General features: G+C 41.5%; 12 protein-coding genes. 11 read left to right on the top strand and 1 reads right to left on the bottom strand.

Annotated elements, in window-relative coordinates; all coding sequences use genetic code 11:
* Positions 1-43 precede the first annotated feature (43 nt).
* From NST34_RS20830 to NST34_RS20795, 8 genes are all read left to right on the top strand, one after another.
* Complete coding sequence (locus NST34_RS20830) at positions 44-2,632, top strand: metallophosphoesterase (RefSeq protein ID WP_445667699.1); 2,589 nt, start codon at positions 44-46, stop codon at positions 2,630-2,632.
* A gap of 218 nt (positions 2,633-2,850) precedes the next feature.
* Positions 2,851-3,804 (top strand): ABC transporter permease, encoded by a 954-nt coding sequence (locus tag NST34_RS20825; RefSeq protein WP_076286513.1) that lies wholly within the window; start codon positions 2,851-2,853, stop codon positions 3,802-3,804.
* A gap of 43 nt (positions 3,805-3,847) precedes the next feature.
* Positions 3,848-4,729 (top strand): carbohydrate ABC transporter permease, encoded by an 882-nt coding sequence (locus tag NST34_RS20820; RefSeq protein ID WP_076286512.1) that lies wholly within the window; start codon positions 3,848-3,850, stop codon positions 4,727-4,729.
* A 56-nt stretch (positions 4,730-4,785) separates the two neighbouring features.
* Positions 4,786-6,417, top strand: a complete 1,632-nt coding sequence (locus tag NST34_RS20815; RefSeq protein WP_042189649.1) for an extracellular solute-binding protein — start codon at positions 4,786-4,788, stop codon at positions 6,415-6,417.
* 137 nt (positions 6,418-6,554) lie between these two features.
* Positions 6,555-8,912 carry a hypothetical protein gene (locus NST34_RS20810; RefSeq protein WP_076299303.1) on the top strand — a complete coding sequence of 786 codons (2,358 nt, stop codon included), beginning with the start codon at positions 6,555-6,557 and terminating at the stop codon, positions 8,910-8,912.
* Between the two features lie 120 nt (positions 8,913-9,032).
* The gene (locus NST34_RS20805) at positions 9,033-10,838 is read left to right on the top strand and encodes a sensor histidine kinase (RefSeq protein WP_341128687.1); all 1,806 of its coding nucleotides are present in this window, start codon (positions 9,033-9,035) and stop codon (positions 10,836-10,838) included.
* Between the two features lie 10 nt (positions 10,839-10,848).
* Complete coding sequence (locus NST34_RS20800; RefSeq protein ID WP_081382840.1) at positions 10,849-12,435, top strand: response regulator; 1,587 nt, start codon at positions 10,849-10,851, stop codon at positions 12,433-12,435.
* Positions 12,436-12,573: 138 nt separating this feature from the next.
* Complete coding sequence (locus tag NST34_RS20795) at positions 12,574-14,409, top strand: hypothetical protein (protein ID WP_341128686.1); 1,836 nt, start codon at positions 12,574-12,576, stop codon at positions 14,407-14,409.
* A gap of 376 nt (positions 14,410-14,785) precedes the next feature.
* Here the strand turns inward: NST34_RS20795 and NST34_RS20790 are convergent, their stop codons facing one another.
* The gene (locus NST34_RS20790; protein ID WP_445667698.1) at positions 14,786-16,075 is read right to left on the bottom strand and encodes a lytic polysaccharide monooxygenase; all 1,290 of its coding nucleotides are present in this window, start codon (positions 16,073-16,075) and stop codon (positions 14,786-14,788) included.
* A gap of 710 nt (positions 16,076-16,785) precedes the next feature.
* Here NST34_RS20790 and NST34_RS20785 point away from each other — a divergent pair.
* The 3 genes from NST34_RS20785 to NST34_RS20775 are packed head-to-tail and all read left to right on the top strand — an operon-like array spanning position 16,786 to position 20,397.
* Positions 16,786-18,111, top strand: coding sequence for a glycosyltransferase (locus NST34_RS20785; RefSeq protein ID WP_341128684.1), 1,326 nt, complete (start codon positions 16,786-16,788; stop codon positions 18,109-18,111).
* A 44-nt stretch (positions 18,112-18,155) separates the two neighbouring features.
* Positions 18,156-19,256 carry an acyltransferase gene (locus NST34_RS20780; RefSeq protein WP_341060201.1) on the top strand — a complete coding sequence of 367 codons (1,101 nt, stop codon included), beginning with the start codon at positions 18,156-18,158 and terminating at the stop codon, positions 19,254-19,256.
* A gap of 4 nt (positions 19,257-19,260) precedes the next feature.
* Positions 19,261-20,397: a glycoside hydrolase family 18 protein gene (locus tag NST34_RS20775; protein ID WP_340974917.1), complete on the top strand. Its 1,137-nt coding sequence runs from the start codon at positions 19,261-19,263 to the stop codon at positions 20,395-20,397.
* The last annotated feature ends 141 nt before the right edge of the window (positions 20,398-20,538 follow it).

The following is a 20,538-nucleotide window of genomic DNA, read 5'->3' as shown; positions in this document are numbered from 1 at the left end:
CGGTTCGATGATAAGTGAGATTAATGAAGAGGGAGATGGTCGAATGGATAACCACCAATCTTATCTCAAAAACAGATTTCCAAAGGTAATCAGTCTAATGGTTGTAGGTTTGCTGCTTGCCATGGAGTTGACCGGTTTTGTTTCAGCAGGAAGGGAGGGAAATGAGGAAGATCTTGCAAGCGAAGTTACTGCAGCTCAGGAAACGATTGCCCAGTGGATTTTTAAAGACAAAGGCGAGAACGGGGTATTTCCGGCTACAGGCGGGGTATATCAAACGGCTTCATCCATTCGTGATGTAGGAACAAATACGGATGCATACACCTATGAGCCCAGTGAGAACAGCGTACGCAACCAGGGCTGGCATGAAGGAACGGGCACTAAATACTGGCTTGCCACGCTTTCTACCCAAGGCTTCGAAGGTATCTTCCTCTCTTCACAGCAAACTTCTTCAAGTACAGGGCCTAGGGATTTTAAGGTGCAATACAGTATAGATCAGCAGGAATGGACAGATGTTGCGGGCGGCAACCTTGTTCTAGCCCAGAACAATTTTAATTGTTCCAATAATTCCTGCAAATTAACGAACCTCGTTTTGCCTGCGGGAACTAACAATCAAGATGTACTCTATATCCGCTGGGTGGTTAACTCTACGAAAAGCGTGAGCGGGGGAACAGTGTCCAGCTCAGGCTCAAGTAGAATCAAAGATGTAGTAATTAAAGGAACACGTAGCAACGGCGAACCTGGGGACACTCCCACACTTGAGGTAAGCAAAACTCCCGCTTCAGGGGCTGCAGATGTTTCCCTTAATGCAGAGATCACTGTGAAGTTTAATAAAGCCATCAGTCTCGATAGTGGTTATCAAGTTGAAATCACAGAAAACAATGTTCCTCTTAACAACATCTCTGCCTCGCTTCTCGGTCAAGACTCGGTCAAAGTTAGCCACCCCAATTTTACTGCCGGCAAAACTTACAAGGTGACCATCCCTAAAGAGCTTGTTAAGGGGGCTACGGATGGCCGGACACCGGAGAACGATATTACCTGGAGCTTTAAGACGAAGTCACCGGATACCGGCAACAAAACACCAACACTGCTGAACATGACTTTTAATGGGGACCCAAAGACAAGTATCGCCTTTGACTGGTATACAGCCGAAACTGTCAGAGGTACAGTAGTGCAAGTGGTGGAGGCCTCCAATGCGGGAGGAAGCGAGTTCCCGGAACAACTGGCAACCTCTTATGAGGGCAGCTCAACAGTTATTGAAACCTTAATGACATCAGGAGACAGAAGTTCCAAAAAGTATAAAAAGTTCGCTAGTCACAAAGTTATTACAAGCGGTCTCAATCCTGGAACTAAGTATATATACCGGGCCGGTAACGGTGATGCGGACGGCTGGAGCGAGGCGGGTTCTTTTACCACGGACAAGGCGGATAATCAGGATTTCCATTTCCTCTACGTGACCGACACCCAAGGCTCAAGTAAATCGAATTTCGATCTGTGGCAGGATACTTTTAAGAGAGCTATTGAGAAAACGGTAGATCCAAAGTTTGTTCTTCTTACAGGGGATCTAACGGATGATGGTGATCTGGAGCAGCTGTGGCAGTGGTTCTTGGGTGTGCCGAAAAAAGAATTTGCCAATGTGCCATTTGCACCGATTATCGGCAACCATGAGATAGAGGATTATCCGAATAATAACTTCTATAACCATTTTAATCTTCCAAAAGATGTCGGGACGGGTGCTCATGACGGGTCTGTATATGCTTTCGAATACGGCGATGCTCTGTTTATGCAAATCAATTCCCAGTACGAAGGGGAGGTCAAGCCGTACAAAGCAGATATTCAGTTCACGAAGCAATTGGAATGGATGCGGAATCAGGTGGCAAAGACCGATAAGAAGTGGAAATTCGTCTCTATGCATAAGGGAGCTTATTCCTCAGGGGATAATGCTTCGGCAGAAAGCGACCGGGTAGAATTTTACCGGAAATATCTGATTCCTGTATTTGATGAGCTGGGTGTGGATATGGTGTTTGAGGGACATGACCATATGTATATGAGGTCTTTTCAAATGCTGAACAACGTTCCGATTAAGAATGTCATTACCGATGAGCAAGGAAATGTGCTGAATCCCAAAGGGACTGTGTATCTAATGGGCAACTCGGCCGCTTCGAAATTCTATGCTATTAATCCAGACGCAGACACTTTTTTTGCAGCAAAAAACGATCAGCCCAACAAGAAAATGTTCGTGGATGTTTCCATTACAAACGATGTGTTGAAATTTACATCCTACACAGCAGTTAAAGATAAACCCCTTGCCGTCTATGATGCTTACAGTATTAAGCGGACTGACGTCAAACCCGGCATTGTCGAAAATCCAAGCGCAGTAAGACAGTCAGGGAACCGTGCAGTTCTTTCGTGGAAAGCACCAACAAATAGCCCTGACCCGGTGCGGGGTTACCGGATTTATGAGAAAAATGATAAAGTTAGCACAAATTGGAGCGTGTATGTGCCGACGGTAAGCGGTCAGACGAGTTACAGCTATACATTAAACGGCATAGATTCTGCTAAATCCTACAATTTCGTTATTAAAGCAGTGGGGACAAGAAATAACTCGCTTCCAGCAGAGGTAGGAATGCAATGAATCCTCGAAAAACAAAATTACTAACCGAATGTACCCTGGTTAAAAGACACTAGCTCACGCTAGTGTCTTTTTCCTTCCAAGGGCAAAGACCTATAAATATTGCACCTTATGTATATTTTATCTGTGTTTCGGAATTTTAATCCCCTTTATAATAAGGTTTGTAACAGGGTTGGTAGGCCGGCCGAGCTTTACAAAACGAAAAAGAAGAGGAAGCTACAATGTCAAATGAAGCAGGGAAAAAAATAAAGCTTTCACGAATCGGAAATTCGCTAAGGCAACAGAAATATCTTCAACTTATGGTGCTACCTGGTCTTATATGGCTAATTGTTTTTTGCTACATCCCTATGGTCGGACTTTTTGCAGCATTTTTTGATTATAATCCTTTTCTGGGAATTCTAAAGAGTCCATTTGTAGGCTTCGCGCACTTTAAAGAACTGTTTCACGATGAGTTGTTCTGGAATTCGGTAAGAAACATGTTCGGGTTAAGTTTAACGAAGACGGTTTTTGCCATCATCATGCCGATTTTGTTTGCCTTAATGCTTAACGAAATCAAGAATATGACCCTGAAAAAAATCGTTCAGACGGCGAGTTATCTTCCGCACTTTATCTCGTGGGTAGTTGTTGCAGGACTGTTTATTATGTGGCTCAACACCGATGGCATTGTCAATCATGTACTGATGTCGCTTGGTTTCACCAATGAGCCCCAAGCTCATCTGAATTCTCCCGGAGGCTTCTGGATCTGGATGGCAATTATTGACACCTGGAAAGAGACCGGGTGGTGGGCGATTATATATCTCGCTGCCATTGCTGCGATTCCTGTAGAACAATATGAATCTGCTGTGGTGGATGGAGCAAGTCGCATCAGAAGAATGATTAGCATCACTATTCCGTCCATTAAATCCACAATTATGATGGTAGTTATCCTTAGTATTGGAAGCATGATTTACGGAGGACTCTCCGGATCAAATCTGCAGCAATCTCTACTCTTTGGGAATTCGCTCAATTATGACAATTCCATGATTTTGGAAACCTATATCGTAAATATGGGGCTTTCCCAAGGTCGCTTCTCTTATGCTATTGCTGCAGGGTTAATCTTATCATTGTTATCGTTTGTGCTGTTCAGTGGAGCAAATGCAGTCAGCCGTAAGTTAACAAACACCAGTTTATATTAACAAGCAAATTCCCGTATAAAGTGAACCGTCAGGAGCGAAGGAAATGAAGGGAAATACAGAAGACAAAGTCATCAACATAGTTCTGTTTATTCTTATGTCGATTGTCACCCTGGTAACGTTGTATCCATTGTACTACTCATTCATCATATCCTTGAATGATGCCAATGACATCGCCGAAAAAGGCTTCATCTATTTATCTCCAAGAAAATTCACACTTGAGAATTTCAAGATTGTTTTTACAGAGAGCAAGTTAGCTCATTCATTCCTAATTACAGGGGCGAGAACGATTTTGGGTACAATTGCAAGCGTATTGTTTACTGCTTGCGTGTCTTACCCCTTATCTAAAAAATACTTGGCCCTTAGAAGCTTCTATATCCGGACGGGTGTAATCACCATGTATTTTTTTGGTGGAATCATTCCAACCTATCTGCTGCTCAACTCACTTGGATTAATTGATACCTTCTTGGTTTATATCATACCTTCCCTGTATTCATTTTTTAATGCCATTTTGTTTATTAACTTTTTTTCCTCCATTCCCGATGCGTTAGAGGAATCAGCCAAGATAGACGGTGCAAATGATTGGCGTGTTTTCTGGAAAATATTCCTTCCGTTGTCTGCGCCGATTCTGGCCACCGTGTCGTTGTTCTATGGAGTACAGCAATGGAATTCATGGTTTGATGCAGCCTACTACACCAATTCACCAGACCTGGCCACCCTGCAACTGGTTCTTTATCAGATCATCAGTCAATCGGAAGGAGCCGCGATTGCTGCAAATTATCTCGGAGCCGGTAAGCAGAATATTAACATTATTGATTCCATGAAGTATGCAACTATGGTTGTGTCCGTCGTTCCGGTAGCTCTCGCGTATCCATTCCTGCAGAAATATTTTGTCCAGGGCATGATGGTGGGCTCTGTAAAAGGATAATGCTCGATATCTAGGTCACTTGCCTTGATATACACACAAAAAAAGGGGGAAAGAAGATGAGTAAGGGAAAAAGGATTGTGTCAATCTTTATGGCAGTAATGATGGCTGTTGTTTTTAGCGGGTGTCAATCGAATAAGGATGCGGAGAGTTCAAGTCAGCCAGCAACGGGTACAGAAGCAACTGCGGGTTCGGAAGAATTGACGCAGGAACCTCTAGTTATCAAGCATTTCTATAATTATGACTGGTTCAATGTCGATTGGACAAGTTCGCCCTCCGGTCAGGAAATTCAAAAGCAGGCCAATGTAAAGATTGAATTAAGCAAAGCAACTTCTGGTGATAATACCAAGCTAAATATGATGGTTGCTTCCGGTGACATTCCTGATTTGATTACAACCAACAAGGATGATCCCGCCATCGATTTAATGATCAAGAATGGCATGGTTTTGCCGATTTCTGATTTTATTGATCAATATGCGCCTGAGATTAGGGAGCAGAGTGAACCAGAGGTCTTTAAATACTACAACTATAAGGATGGAAAGCAATATTTCTTCCCGTCGTTTCTCGTTACCCCATATGACCTTCAACAATCAGATTATAATACGGTTAGCGGAGGTGATGGAGTAAGCGCTATCAGAAGTGATGTTTATGAGGCAATCGGAAAACCAGATATGTCAACGCCTGACGGATTCTTTAATGCAGTGAAAGCAGCAAAGGAAAAGTTTCCTAAGCTTACCGGCTGGTATTTCGGGGCTTTCAACAAAGATCTGACCTTCTTTAAAGCAGGTGAATTTCAAGGTTATATGTTCCCTGCTACCCAATTCGGCATCCATGTATATGATGTAAACGCGGATGGAAAGCTCACATCGGGTGTGCGTAATCCGAAATTCACTGAATTCGTAAAGTTCATGAATAAAATGTACACGAATGGATTAATGTCCTCTGAATCATTCGTAGATGCGCAGGATATTAAAGAAGCTAAGAAACAAAAAGGGGATACGATCGTATTCTCCGGGATCGTGAATGATTTTAACGAAACGATCAAAACTCAGGATAATCCGGAAGTGGGCTGGGAGCCTCTACCGTATTTCCCGGATGGTAAGTATTTCAAAGATGGCTCTGGTTGGACAGCTACGCTGATCTCCAAGAAAGTCGCTGACCCTGAACGGCTGGCTAAATTCATCTCTTTTATGACTTCTCAAACAGGTAGAGAGCTTGATGCTTATGGGGTAAAGGGCGTTCATTGGGAGATGAAGGAGATCGATGGGAAGCAAGTACCAAGACGGACTCCGGAATTCCAGACCTTATACGAAACCGACGGAAGCAAATATCAGAAGGAAACAGGGGTATCCACCTACTTTGCTTTCTCGGATGACTATATCCATGGCAGAATGGCTGCACTTACCGATTCCGAGAAGACAGATTACAGAAAGAACTTGGAGAGCATTGTCAAGCCGCACAAAGAAGCGGATATCGCATTGGGACTTATTCATCCATTGTCCACTTCTGAAGAAGGGATTATCCAAAATAAGCTCAATGAGCTCTCCAAAGCGTACTACCCTAAAATGGTTATGGCCAAGAACGAGGGTGCCGCTTTAGATACCTATAATGAGTTTGTGAAGAAGGCGGAAGACACCGGTTTGGCAAAATTGGAGGCTGCTTGGACCGCTAAGTATGCGGAGTTTAAATAAGTCAGCTTAGCAATAAAATAATGTTAATCAAAGAAGTGGATGAGTGTGACGAGAATCAGGCTCATCCTTCTTCTTTTCGCAAGGAAAACTCTTAAATCCACTACAAATCCGCGTTATACGTTTATTCGGGGGATACAATGAAGGAAACCATTAAAATCTGCAAAAAAGGGTATGACATTGTCATCGAGAAAGGTTCTGGCTGCATCAGGGAATTGTATGACAATAAAGATGCTAACCGGGTGAACCTTGTTGACCGCAACAGGCGATTCGGGAGCTTGGCCGCAACCTTTAAAGACAAGAAATCATACCATACAGAAATAAGCCATGTCGCAGAGTCCAAGAAACACATCGTTATAGATGACCAACTCATCACCCATTCTTTTTCTTATCTGAGAGGTTCCTGTGCCGTTTTTACCAATTTCGAATATAACTCCACCTTAAAATACGAATTTATGGACGAGTTTTTTATCCTTTCCATTGAAGCTGCAGACACGAATATCAGCCAATTCGGCATGAACCTTGATTTCAATTTTTTAGGGAAGTTAGGCACAGGATATGAGGATCAGGTGATCCCGACATCCCCCTATACCTCAGCAGACGGCAAAGCCTCCTATTATCTAATGACAAGGCCTAACGGCAGATGGGTTCTGGTTACCTCACCTCAACCCCTGGCTGGGTGGCGACTGGAGTATTCTCCCAATAATTTTGGACATTTTATTCTCGGATTGAAGATGTTTGAGAGCTTTGATGATGTTTTTGTTTCAGATTCAGGCACGAAACAAAAACATACGATAGCCCTTAGGATCGACTTTCCCGACACGTACAGGGAGGCCATGTCGCTTGCGAGCTCCGCCTTGGGATCCCCTGTTCCCTATTTTCCGGTTGCAGGGGGAACATTGGGGACAGAGCTTCCCATGACTATTGAAGGAGTATATAACAAAATTATCCTTCATTCACCATCAGGTAACAGCACGGATATTACAGAGCATGTAGTAGAAGATAGCGGCGGATATCAGGTTTCAATTAGGCTTTGTGAAGAGGGATTCTACAGGGTTGAAGCATTTGGAAATTCCCTGAACAGCCTGGACTGTGTATTATTCAGCTTCAGCGGTTGGAACGAGCTGTTCCGCAAGGCGAGCAGTACTATCGAACAACCCTATCACTGTGATGAGAATCTTGCTGAGGGAGGGGTGTGGTGCTGGGCTCTGTGTGAACATATCAAGCGGTTTGGGGTGGACCCGCAATTGGCGGACAGGGTTTTAGAACATATTGATCATAAAATATTGAATCTGTCCGGAGTCTCCCCTACGCCAGGATGCTCCATCGTACCTTATCCGCACAGGTTTGAGGGTCGGGAATATGGGCCTTACCATATCTTCGAGTCAACCCGAATACAAGAGCAGTTTTTTGGGGTGTCTATTCTTCTATCTGCTTATCAAGCATTTGGCAATTCAAGCTATCTGGAGTATGCGATTGATACCTTGCTGAACCTGCTCCATGAGCATATTGCCGAGAATGGGGCCATCCTGTGTTATGAGAAAGGAAGAGAGATCGATTATACCACCGTATGCGCCCCTGTAATTGCAGTGGTGGATATGGCGAAGGTGCTTGGGGAGAGGAGAGATCCCAGAGAGGCTGTCTTTCAAGCAGCAGCCGTGAAAATTGCGGATTATCTGCTGCAACGGGGATTTCATTTCCCTACGGAGGGGGATCAGGAATACTCACAGTCGGAGATGGAGGACGGCTCGATCTCCTGCACGGCATTATCCGTTCTGTATGTTTGCTTTCACATTGAATTCAAGCATGAATACATTCGATTTGCCGAAAGTATTCTACGGCTTCATGATGCCTGGAAGATGTACACGCCTGATGCCCGGATGTACCAGTCATCCTTCAGATGGTGGGAGACCATCTGGGAAGGCGATCAGGACGGCCCGTGCATCAATGCAGGACATGCCTGGACGATCTGGCGGGGAGAAGCCGATTTCTATTACTCACTCCTCACAGGGGATATGAACAGGCTGCTCTCTTCCTACAATGCTTACCTAACCAATCTCAGCAAGATTCAACAGGATGGCACTGTATATGCCTGTTATATTCCGGATTATATTCCTTATAGCACGGAACCTGGGGTGCTGGTCCACCGATACCCGCTGAAGCCAGACCATTCTCTCTCCAGGTATGTGTGGCCGCGGGCAGTGGATACCTGGTTTAAATCGAGCGGCATTCACAGCCAGAAGGGTAAGCCGATTGCTTTGAATGGTGAAGTTACGTTTCATGAAAATTGCCTGGTTTTTATGAGCACGGCTCCCGAGTTTAGTTATTTTTTTGTTGGTGATATAAGGGGAAGAATCAGGCTTGCTACAGAGAAAAGAATCACAATCATATCTCAAACGGAGTATTTGTCAGTATACCAGGGTCGTATTGAGGCTGCTCAGGGAATCCGTTGCGAGATTACACCGGAGAACAAATGGATTGAAATTGAATTAGGGTAATCTCCCATGTAAGAGAGCAGTAAAGCTCAAAAAATGTTCATTTTTTGTCGATTTCAGTAAGTATTGATATAATAAATACGGTCGCGGCAGTGGATATTGAGGGACAGAGAGGGACGAGTTATGTTAAGAATGCTTCGGGGACCCGTAAACACCAGCTATACTTGGAAGATCATGATTTCCTTTGTGCTTGTCCTTCTCATACCCGTAACCTTGTCGGCTGTTTTTATCTACATTCGGTCTGTCCAATATGTGGAGGATCAGTCTAAGACCGCCCTCAAGGAAGCCTTGGCAAAAGAAAAAGAGAATGTGCATCAAATTTTTAACGATTACCGAAAACTCGGGAGCCAAATTGCGCAATACCCTTTGCTGATTTCATATTTTGATGATTTATATATGTCCGATACCAACAAGATTGATTTTTCCTATCATTACCTCAATTCTTTTATGGATTGGGTCCGCAGCCTGGAGACTACGGAGTATCACTTCCGGTTCTTTACTGCGAATGACAACACCTTTCAGAATGAATGGATTTACCATTCTAAGCCTTACGGTAACGAAGCATGGTTTGAAGAAGCGATACAGGCGACCTACAGCGCTCCATACTGGGAGAATCTCCACAAAGCCCGTATTTTGGATTATGACAAAGTCAAAAACCCAGCGATTCGCGATCAGGAAATCTCCTTGTTCGTGCCTATGTTATCCTATACAACCAACGATAGAAAGACGCTGCTGGAAATTTTTATTGCACCTGACGCTATTTTTGGTGGTCTCGGCAAGATGGAGGAGTTCAAACAGGGAGCCGTGTTCGTATATGATAGCGTAGGTCAACTGGTCTATGAATCCAATCATCACCCGGCAGGTGTTCTCTCACAGCTATCCTCCCAATTAAACAAGGCTGAACAAAGTACATCCAATTTCGTTACGAAGGTGGGAAGCCAGTCCTTTCTGACGGAAATCCAGACATTAGAGAATCCTAACTACAGAATTATTGGAATGTTTCCTCAGAATCTGGTTATCCAAGAAACCACGAAAGCGCGAAACACCTTCGTAGTTTGTCTCGTAGCCGCACTTATCTTGATGATTCTCATCTCCTATGTTTTTTCCAGAAAACTGATGAAGAAAATAAAAAGGCTCGTAAAGGTCATGAGGAGCGTCCAGAAGGGCAACCTGAATACCCAAGTGGTAATTGAAGGAAATGATGAAATTGACGAACTCGGCAAGGATTTTAATAGAATGCTTAACAGGATAAATGAACTGATCGAGACGGTATACAAAACGGAAATTCTTCAGAAGGATGCGCTGTTGAAAGCGCTTGAGAACCAGGTGAATCCCCACTTTCTGTATAATACGCTGGAGACCATCAAGATGATGGCCGAGATCAACAGGGAAAGGGAAATCTCCGATGCGTTAACCTCATTGGGCGCTATGGTCCGCTACAATTTGACAAAAGACAACAGGCTGGTCCTGATAACGGAAGAAATCGAACAAATCAGGAGCTATTGCAGTTTGCAGAATTTGATGATGAACGGCCGATTGGAGCTGGTATGCTCGATTGCAGAGCAGATATATTCGTTAAAGATGCTGAAGCTGATCCTTCAGCCGATCGTAGAGAATGCAATCCTCCACGGGTTTCGCAACTTTGATGGTCAATGTGTCATCAAAATTTCGGCCGAGGTATACCAAAATAATATCCGATTCACAATTTGCGATAATGGGAACGGCATTGAGCCCGGGAAGCTCAGAGCCTTGAGAGAACGGTTGGAAAACAACCATAAAAACAGGTTATCCCCAGGTGAGAACGGAATCGGTCTGTCCAATGTCAATGACCGGCTTAAGCTGGCGTATGGAAGCTGCTATGGTATAGAGATTGAAAGTGAAATGAGGGAAGGAACCCGAATTTATATCAGCATTCCGGTTATTGATTAACCAAGGAGGGATGAACGTGTATTCATTATTGATCGTAGATGATGAGAACATCATTAGAAAAGGGTTGCGAGTGATTATCGACGATCTTGGGTTCTCGTTCAGGGAAGTGGTGGAAGCCGAAAATGGAGTCCAAGCTTTGGCAATATATGAGAAACACAAGCCGGATATTATTATAGTCGATATTCAAATGCCTCATATGGACGGTATTGAATTTCTTAAAAAAATAAGGGATATAGGTGCTGATAGCCGGGTTATTATTTTCAGCGGCTACAGTGAATTTGAATATGCCAGGGAAGCTATTCGTTTTAAGGTTACCGAGTATTTGCTCAAACCGATCAAGAGACAGGATCTGGAGGCTGCCCTGAAGAGGGCTTTGGACGATCTGGACCAGGAAAAGGGAACGGAAGAACTGCCTCCTGGGAGCCTCTCCGAGACAGATGGGAATATGCTTAAAGATATGCTGCTAAGCGCTGGTGGGAGCGATGAGGTCTTTCAAATGTTTTTATCCGAACGAAGGATTGAAATGCCTTGCCCGCATTTCATCATTTTATATGCACAGTTTACCCACCTGCAACTTTTTTCAGATGCCGGACAGGGAAGTATTCTCCCTGCAACTATGCTCGGCAGTAAGCTGGTGGCAATGTTTCCTCAGGTACTGTCTGTTCCGCATGTGAAAAACAGTGTGATCTCTATCATCAACATAAAAAAAGGAGACGGTTTGAGAGAACTTCGAGCCTCCTTAAACGAAATAAATGAATATCTCCGGGAAAAAGGGCTTCGAGTAAACTGGGGAGTCAGCGGTATTAGCAGTAAATCTGTGCCTCTGTACACGCTGTTTAGGCAGGCCAAAGCCGCCTTCATGGAAAAATTGGTATACGGCGAAGGGAATATTTATTTTGCAGATGAACTGCCTAAACTCGCTGACAGGTTGCACTTTAACGAATCTGATATTACCCAAATGATATCCATGCTCAGAATGATGGACACCGGGAGGCTGGAAGTCTTCATCAATCAGAGGTGCAATGAGACAAGTATAAAAGGAATGGTAACGGTGAAGGAATACCAGGACAAGCTTTGCAGCTTGCTTATACAGGTGGGGTCCGGTATAAACGGTTCCGAAAAGGCCGGTGTTTTTATGGCTAATAACATCTATCAATTCGTGGAGGAACTGGAGGAATGTACTTCTTTACCGGCGGCCAATAAGCGCTTTATTGATACTTTAGTATTGATAAGTACCTATGACCATAAAGAAGGAACAAAATCAGGAGACAATAAATCAATTGCGCTTGTCAAACTATTCATCCAGAAGAATTTCCACAAGGTAATCAATCTCGATATGCTGGCAAATCAGGTTTCCATGAATCCTTCCTACTTCAGTGTATTGTTCAAAAAGGAGGAGGGCATATCCTTAACCGATTATATTGTGAATGTCAGAATAAACAAGGCAATGGAATACCTAATAGATCCCCAGTTCAAAGTGTACGAGGTCGCAACCAAAACCGGATTCAATGATGAGAAGTATTTCAGCAAGGTATTTAAGAAAAATGTGGGGATTACACCTAAGGAATATAAAGAAAAAAGCATATTCCACATGTAGGTTTATTTTTAACAACAATAAATGCGATTTCAATAAATATGGCACGCTTTCTTGAAATTTTCCATTCTTTTTTACAGGCAGTGTTGCTAATATTCAGATTGTAGTCCCCTACAACACAAGTTTAGAGGAGGAGAAAAAATGACTTGGGCTAAGAATAGGTTTTATTGGATGTTTTTTTTATCTTTTTTGGTAGCGTTTACAGTCGGTTATGTCCGGCATGCCGAAGCAGCAGGAACTAGTACAGTCTATCCGTTTCCGGCAAGTCTCGCTTCAAACAGCGATTTTCAGGTGTGGGTCGAAAACACTTCATCACCCGTATGGACTGCACCGGGAATGGCCGCTACCCCCAAAGCAGTTACCAGCTTCGCATTCACGGGTACGGTGACTGTTAAGGTACAGTACAAGTCCAATTTCACATCAGCTAATATTATGCCTTCCCAATACGGAATAACGTATACTAAACCGGCGGCCAACCAGCTTCAGTTCACGTTAAACGATTATAAAAAAAGCAAAATTATTATTCAGATCGACAACGATCCGAATAAAGAGCTTTTCTTGTTCGGGGATCCGCCTGTAGGGACGCCTCCTGCCGGTGCAACCGTCTATCAAGCAGGGGCGCATTATCCCGCTAATAATGAACTCACGATGCAGGACAATCAGACGATTTTCCTCATGCCGGGAGCTGTTCTGCATGCCAGAATTGATACCGCTAACAATTCCAACCTAAAAATTCTGGGCCCAGGAATTGTTGTTGCCTATGATACAGGTGTGAATCCGAATGAATCAGAGTTTGAAAACAACATGGTATTCTATAAATCCAACAATGTCGAGTTGCGGGATTTCATCCTGGTACGAAATTTTAACGACAATCTGATCCATCAACTGGTTGTACGCAATACGGACAATGTGTCCATAGACAATGTTAAAGTTATTAGCGATGCTAGATGCTCTGACGGTTTATCGCTTGGTGGAAATAATGGGGTAGATGTTAAGAATTTCTTCAGTGTATCCGGTGATAATAATCTTGTCATTGGCTGGTGGGGCAAAACCGATAATGTAACGATCGATAATTACATTGCTTATTTCCCCGAACATGCCGGCATTGCTCAAACTTCAGCCATCTTCGCTCAGGGGATTGAGGGAACTAAGCCGGGCGAGGATACCAGCTCGATTGGAACTGTTCGCATTACTAACTTCTATGCCATAAAGCAAACAAATGTACTGGGAAGCATATGGGGTAAAATTCAGGACAATATCGATAATTTTACGATCGAAAATCTCTATACCGAGCCGGGTTCGACTAGGGACAACTTGCTGTATTTTGACCTGAATGTATCCTCCAATAAAAATTTCAACCTGAAGAATGTATACTTTGATAAAACCACTGGAGGCTATCTTAGTGATAAATATTATGTAAGATTTGACAACGTATATTATAAAGGCAATTTGGTCGCCAATACTTCCGCTGCTAATGTTACAGGCTCTGGGAAAGTTCAAGTGTTGAATGGGACATCCGGGAAGCACTATGAATTTGAAAATGGTCAATTGAATGGGCCAATTGCCGCCAATAAGAATTATGCATCCTTTGGAAAAGCTGTGGCCGTTATGAACAGTGTAGGGAGTTTCGCGGAAGTTACAATAGATGTGCCTGTAGCCGGAGACTATATACTGGATATTGCCTATGCGAACGGATCGGGGGCGGATGCCGCCCAAAGCGTCTATGTAAATGGAATTTACAAGTTCCAGGCATCATTCCCCAAGACAAATGCTGGATGGGACCAGTCTGCCTCCTCATGGAAGAAAGTATCTGGCGTCGGAACGGTAAACCTGCAAGCGGGGACCAACAAAATTAAAATCCAAAAGGATTCCAATGACCTCTACACAGCAGACCTTGACTATCTTGAGGTAACTTTAAAGCCTATCCATGTGGAGATGGAAACCGGAACCGTTGAACCGTTGGTGGAGGCGCGCTGATTGTAAACAAGTACTATGCCTCCGGATTGAAGGCTGTAGGGGTTATGGATGCTGTAGGAAGCTATGTCAATCTCACCGTAACCGTTCCGAGTGTATTTGTTTTACCAGGCTCAATTGGTTCCATTTGAGTACAAATGTTTTCATGTATTCCCTCCGATTTTAATATGGAAATATTACTAAGCCCAGCCAGCAGTTGTAATGAGGTAAGTTAATATTTAACGTTAGTTTATCATGAAAATTGTCGGCCATGTACGAGTGCCAAAATTTGTGAAAAGGTAATTGAACGATATGATCGAAACAGTAAAAAACCACGAAGTACAGTTTCACTGTATCTCGTGGTTTTTTAAGATTTAGGTATTCTATGCTTTTAACATCATTACTTCAACAACCATAACGCCGGGGAATTGGCAGGCTCCCAACTGGTTAGCGATGTATGGGCTTGACGACATTCATACACAGAACCATTATAGGTTACCAACGCACCGACTGTGTAAGAGGTATTAGGTGCCCAAGCTGGGGTTGTAGACGCTGTCGCGGTTGTTCCATTGATGGTGCTGGCCACTGATTGATTGTCTGCGGCGTCGAAGGCATATACATTGAACGTATATGTTGTGCCTGCACTAAGACCTGTTACTGTATAATCCGTTGTGGAGCCAGGTACAGTGGTGATTAATGTCGTTCCTCTATAAATACGGTAGCCTGTAACACCAACATTATCCGTTGACGGAGTCCACATTAACTGAATGCTGGATGATGTTGGGGTCCCCATAACATGTAAGCCGCCGGGGGCTGTCGGTGCTTGCGTGTCATTACCGACGGGTGCATCGGTAGTAACACTGACGGAATTGCTTCCATTTGAGATATTGCCAGCAGCGTCTCTTGCCTTGACACTAAAGGTATAGGCAGTATTCGCGGTTAATCCCGAAACGGTGTAATTTAATGTTGTGCCGGATACGGCAGCGACCAAAGTAGATCCGTTAAATACTTGGTACTCTGTCACACCGGTATTGTCCGTGGATGCGGTCCAGGCTAAGGAAACGCTGCTGGATGTTTTTGCAGTTGACGTCAAAGCTGCTGGCGCGGAAGGCGCTTGGGTATCTACCGGGTTGCTGCCGCTAAAGTTGACATCAATGACATTATAGAAGGCGTTCGGAGTATCTGCGACTTCCCACACAGCCAAGATGACGTGATATCCACTACGTTCTGGAACGTAACAAGTGTCTGAGTAAGAGAAGGGTGGCTGAACACCTCCATAGTTCACCGAACAGAAAGGAGTAAGGTCGAATGAATCCCGAGTAAGAGCGGAGTTAGGATTCCAGTTGGGCTTTGTAATATAGTATTTCCAGCTTGCCGTCGAATGAGCGGCAGTCAGTTTCCAAGTGAATGTATTTTGTCCAGCAGATATGTTGACTTTAGACCAGCGTGTTGCCGATTGTTCATCAAGCTTAGGAAAAGCTCCGTTAGCACTTGCAATCTTCCCGTCTGCTGGCCCTGCAGCAGGGAACCCCTTAGGGGCCTCTAGACTTTGGGGCTCATAAACAATCGGGCCACAATCTGTATTTTGTCCGGATTTACAGAGTGCTGCCCGGCTAGCAGGTCCTTCAACATAGCCGTGAGAAAAGGACCTTTCCGGGAATAACATTATAACCAATGAAAAAATCAACATGATACTCCCATAAGCTAGAAACTTTGCCGAAGGTGAATGAGAAATGCGAATAAATGACATTTGATTCCTCCTCTTTTAATGAAATATGCACTGCGAATGAATGATGCATTCAGACCCGAACGTCTTATCTCAATTACAACTCCTTTCTTTGTTGAACGTATTTATATAAACTCATAAAGAGCTCATATATCGACATGAAAGGTAGAGAAAAAGGTGTGTAGGGCTAAATTCATTGAATGATAACAAATGTTGTAATACCATAGTGATTATATGCAAAAAAATGGTATTTGTCTACCAAAAATAGAAATAATATGATATTTTTAGAATGAAATATCTTCTCCTGAACCCGATCTACATTCCCCCCCCTATCTTCCCATTTGATTCCTGGAATCTGAAAAATTCATTTAGAATTATGATCAAACGACAAATATATTATTCTCTTAATTTCTCTCTCTCTTTTTTTCTTTTTCTTTTTTTGTGATGAAAAATGAAAACTACTGTATGTAAAATAAAGCGGTAAATTATATATTATTCAGAAAATTACAATAACAACGCTTTCAAAGGTTGCTATTTTTGGTTTTATTTACTATTATTAGTTGGAATTACTTACAAAGGATGTAAGTAATTGATATTAGTGTGGGATTAACTGTCTGGAGAACAGTTCAATTCATAGAATTATAAGCTTTAAATAGATAAAAAGGAGTGAGGAGATGCAATACTTTTTTTATTTGTCAACCTTCATTTTTATTGGGTTTCAAATTCTTTACACAGTCATCCCTTTATTTTTCAGTAAAGTTAAGAAGTTGAATAACGATTGTGATGAAAAATCGATTTCCGTTTTAGTTCCTGCTTATAACGAGGAGCTCACTATTAAGAATTGCATAGATGCAATGGAGGGCCTAAATTACAGCAACTATGAAGTCATCATTATTAATGATGGTTCAAAGGATCAGACGTTTCAAAAATTAAATGAGCTTTTGAACTTATCGATAAGTGACAGAGAAGCAGAGGGTAAGCTTACATATGGCGCTATTAAAGGAATTTATTATTCGGAGAAATATGAAAACATATTTGTAATTGATAAATCCAATGGCGGAAAGGCAGATTCTCTCAACGCCGGCATCGATTGTACGAGTTCTGATATTGTTATTACGCTGGATGCGGATAGCATGCTGGAAATAAACTCGCTTAAATATGTAAGTCAATATTTTCAAGATGATAAGATCATCGCTTTAGGTGGTACGGTGAAGATCGTACAGGGCGCTGAGAAAAGGAACGGAGTTATCCAAGATAAATTTACTGGTAAAGGTATTATAAAAAGCCAAGTTATCAGCTACATCCATGGATTTTATGTTAGAAAACTAACACAATCGGTTTTTAATTCAATTGTCGTTATTTCAGGCGCATTTGGTGCTTTTTATAAGAGTATATTGGTGGACGTTAACGGGTTTAGAAGTACTGTAGGCGAAGATATTGATATTACCTTAAAAATTCACGAGTTCATTAAAGCGAATAACTTGAATAAGAAGCTCGTCTACGCGCCAGAAGCCGTATGCTACACGGAATGCCCAGAAAACTTAAGTAACTTTTATAAACAAAGAATACGCTGGCAAAAAGCTTTTGTAGATTGCATATTAATCTATTGGTCTAAATTATCGCGAAAGTTTAGCGTTGGCGTCAGTCTCTTTTTTGCTATTGATGGTTTTGTTCTAGGTACATTAACAGCATTTACAAGCGTTTTTTATCTTATACAATCGCTCTTTCTAGGTACAAATTTATTTAAGGCTTTTATTCTCATGTTTTCTGTAATTGTCATTAATGCGCTGCAAATCGGGATTTCTCTCTATTTATGCAAAAAATATGGCAGCAATTATTCAGTTAAAGATTATTTTAGGATGTTTTTGTTTAGCCAAGTTGAATTACTAACCTATCGAAATCTGCTGCTTTATATGAATATCGTAGGCACATTTAAATACTTTGATAATGACGAGGGCTGGGGATTCGTTGAGAGAAAAGGTGTTTCAAGTATCAGCTAGTCTCCTATTGTAACTATCAGCAAACTATTCATCGGGAGGTATTTATGAATCATATATTGAAAGATAAACGAATCATATTTATAGATGTATTAAGAATAATGTCCATCATAGCCGTCATCATTCTACACTACACTGCAGACTTACTTACAAGGACAAATGATTTCAATACAACCTCTTGGTGGATTAGCAACTTTTTTAATTCGATATCCAGATTTGCTGTGCCAGTGTTTTTTATGATAAGTGGTGCAATGATCCTTAGAGTGGAAGTGAAATCATATCGGCAGTTTTATATTAAAAAAGTACTTCCTTTAATCATTTCCTTAGTTAGCTGGTCACTCATTTATGCCGTTTACACCCAATATTTTATTCAAAAAAGCAGCATGGGCGTTTATGATTTTTTCATTCATTTTTCGTACGGTTTAATCTTTGATAAAAATTATATACATTTATGGTTTCTATACGCGATTATTGCGATCTATATAACAGTTCCATTAATTAGTAAGTTGGTAAAAGTGTGCAGTGAAAAGGATTTGAAATATTATCTGCTGATCTGGTTCCTGATTAGTATGGTTTATAAATTCATCTCCGATCTTGTATTCAGATTGACCTCCGAATATATCAATATTCCTATAACTAATATACCTTTTTTTATGGGTTATCTAGGATATTTTATCCTGGGATATTATCTCTTTAACTATACGATATCGATGAAAGCCAAAAATCTTTTCTTTAATTTAGGCATTATATCCTTTTTTGTTACGCCATTAGCGACCTATTTTTCTTCCTTGTACAGTGGTGTGTTAGATGAAATGTTCTATGGCAACTATTCACTCACGACATTTTTTATGGCTATTGGAACGTTTATCTATTTTAAAGAAAAAGAAACCGCGATTAGCGAGAAGTTAAATTACAAAGTCAAAAAAATAATCAGCTCCATTTCCAAGGCTAGCTTTAGTATCTACTTAATTCATTTGTTAGTTGAAATATTGGTATCCAGAAGAGCAGAAATACAAGCTACTATACTCCAATCCATATTTAACCTTGCTTTTAATGTCATTATTGTATTCTTAATTAGCTATATCACGGTTAAAGTCTTAAATCTAAATAAATATATTACACATGTATTATTTGGGGGAAGAAGTTAACATGATGAAAATAAGTATATATACAAAAGTCTTCCTGGCTATATTAGCTATAGGCATGGGAATTTACTATTACAATCTCAATGATTCAGACAAAAAAATAACCTCCGTGTACATACCGTTATGGAAAGATTTTAAAGATCTTAAGCTAAAAGACAAAAACATTGATATTGCTATTCTCGCCTTTGCCAAAATTAATAAAACCAATGTATATTTTGATCTAGACCCTGCTAAAAATGAGATCATTAAAGAAAATATAAAGAAACTGCAAGCAAATAATAAAAAAACGAGTTTCATACTTGGTGTTGGTGGGTATAAAGCGGACGGATTCTCCGATGCTTCATTGGATGAAAACCGGTACTCCTTTACTGAGAGTATGATCGCAATGGTTAAGGAGTTAGATTTAGATGGGATCGATATAGACTGGGAATATCCAGCCTTTGATTCCTGGAATACGACTAAAGCCCGACCTGAGGATACCAAGAACTTTACTAGTCTAATGAAGGAACTTGATGAAAAATTGGATAGACTCCCGCGTAAAAATAAAAATTACTATTTAACCTTTGCTGCAGGGAATGAAGAGTGGTTCTTCAAAAACGTTGAAGTTAAAAAAGTAGAAAAGTATGTGGATTTCATTAATGTCATGAGCTATGACTTGACTGGAGCTTGGTCAGATACAACAGGGTATAATTCGAATTTATTTATAGATAAGCATAAAAAGAGCAAAACCAGCGTGGATCGTATTATTCATTTATATTTAGATCGTGATGTTGATCCGAGCAAGCTTCTCCTAGGTATTCCAGCTTATTCCTACGGATGGGAGAATGTTAAAAGTGATGTGAATAAGGAGGCCTCATTTTTACTGGGTAAACCTATCAATATCGACAAAGTAGATTTAAGCTACAAGACGATAAAAGAAAAATATATGATCCAAGATGGATTTAAACGATACTTTGACGATACAGCGAAGACGGCCTATTTATATGATGGTGATACTTTTATTACGTATGAAGATAAAGAGGCCTTGCAGGCAAAAGTTAAATATATCAAAGATAAAAAACTGGCTGGTGTCATGGTGTGGGAGTATTCTCAAGATTCTGACGACGGCATTGTTAAGTACTTATCTGATAATCTGAATAAGTAGCAAGTGCTAAATAGAAGAGGAATAGTCTGAAGAGGCTTATTCCTCTTTTTTGTGTTTTCTTTCTTTAGCTATCCTAAAGCTGATTTGAAGTCTATGCCCGAAGTCGTCCGCATCTTTGCTGAACATCATCGTTGTTAAAGC

It is taken from the genome of Paenibacillus sp. FSL H7-0714 (assembly GCF_038003765.1).
GTDB lineage: Bacteria > Bacillota > Bacilli > Paenibacillales > Paenibacillaceae > Paenibacillus_AQ.
The sequence above is the reverse complement of the archived record's forward strand: the minus strand, read 5'-3'. Positions and strand labels throughout refer to the sequence as shown.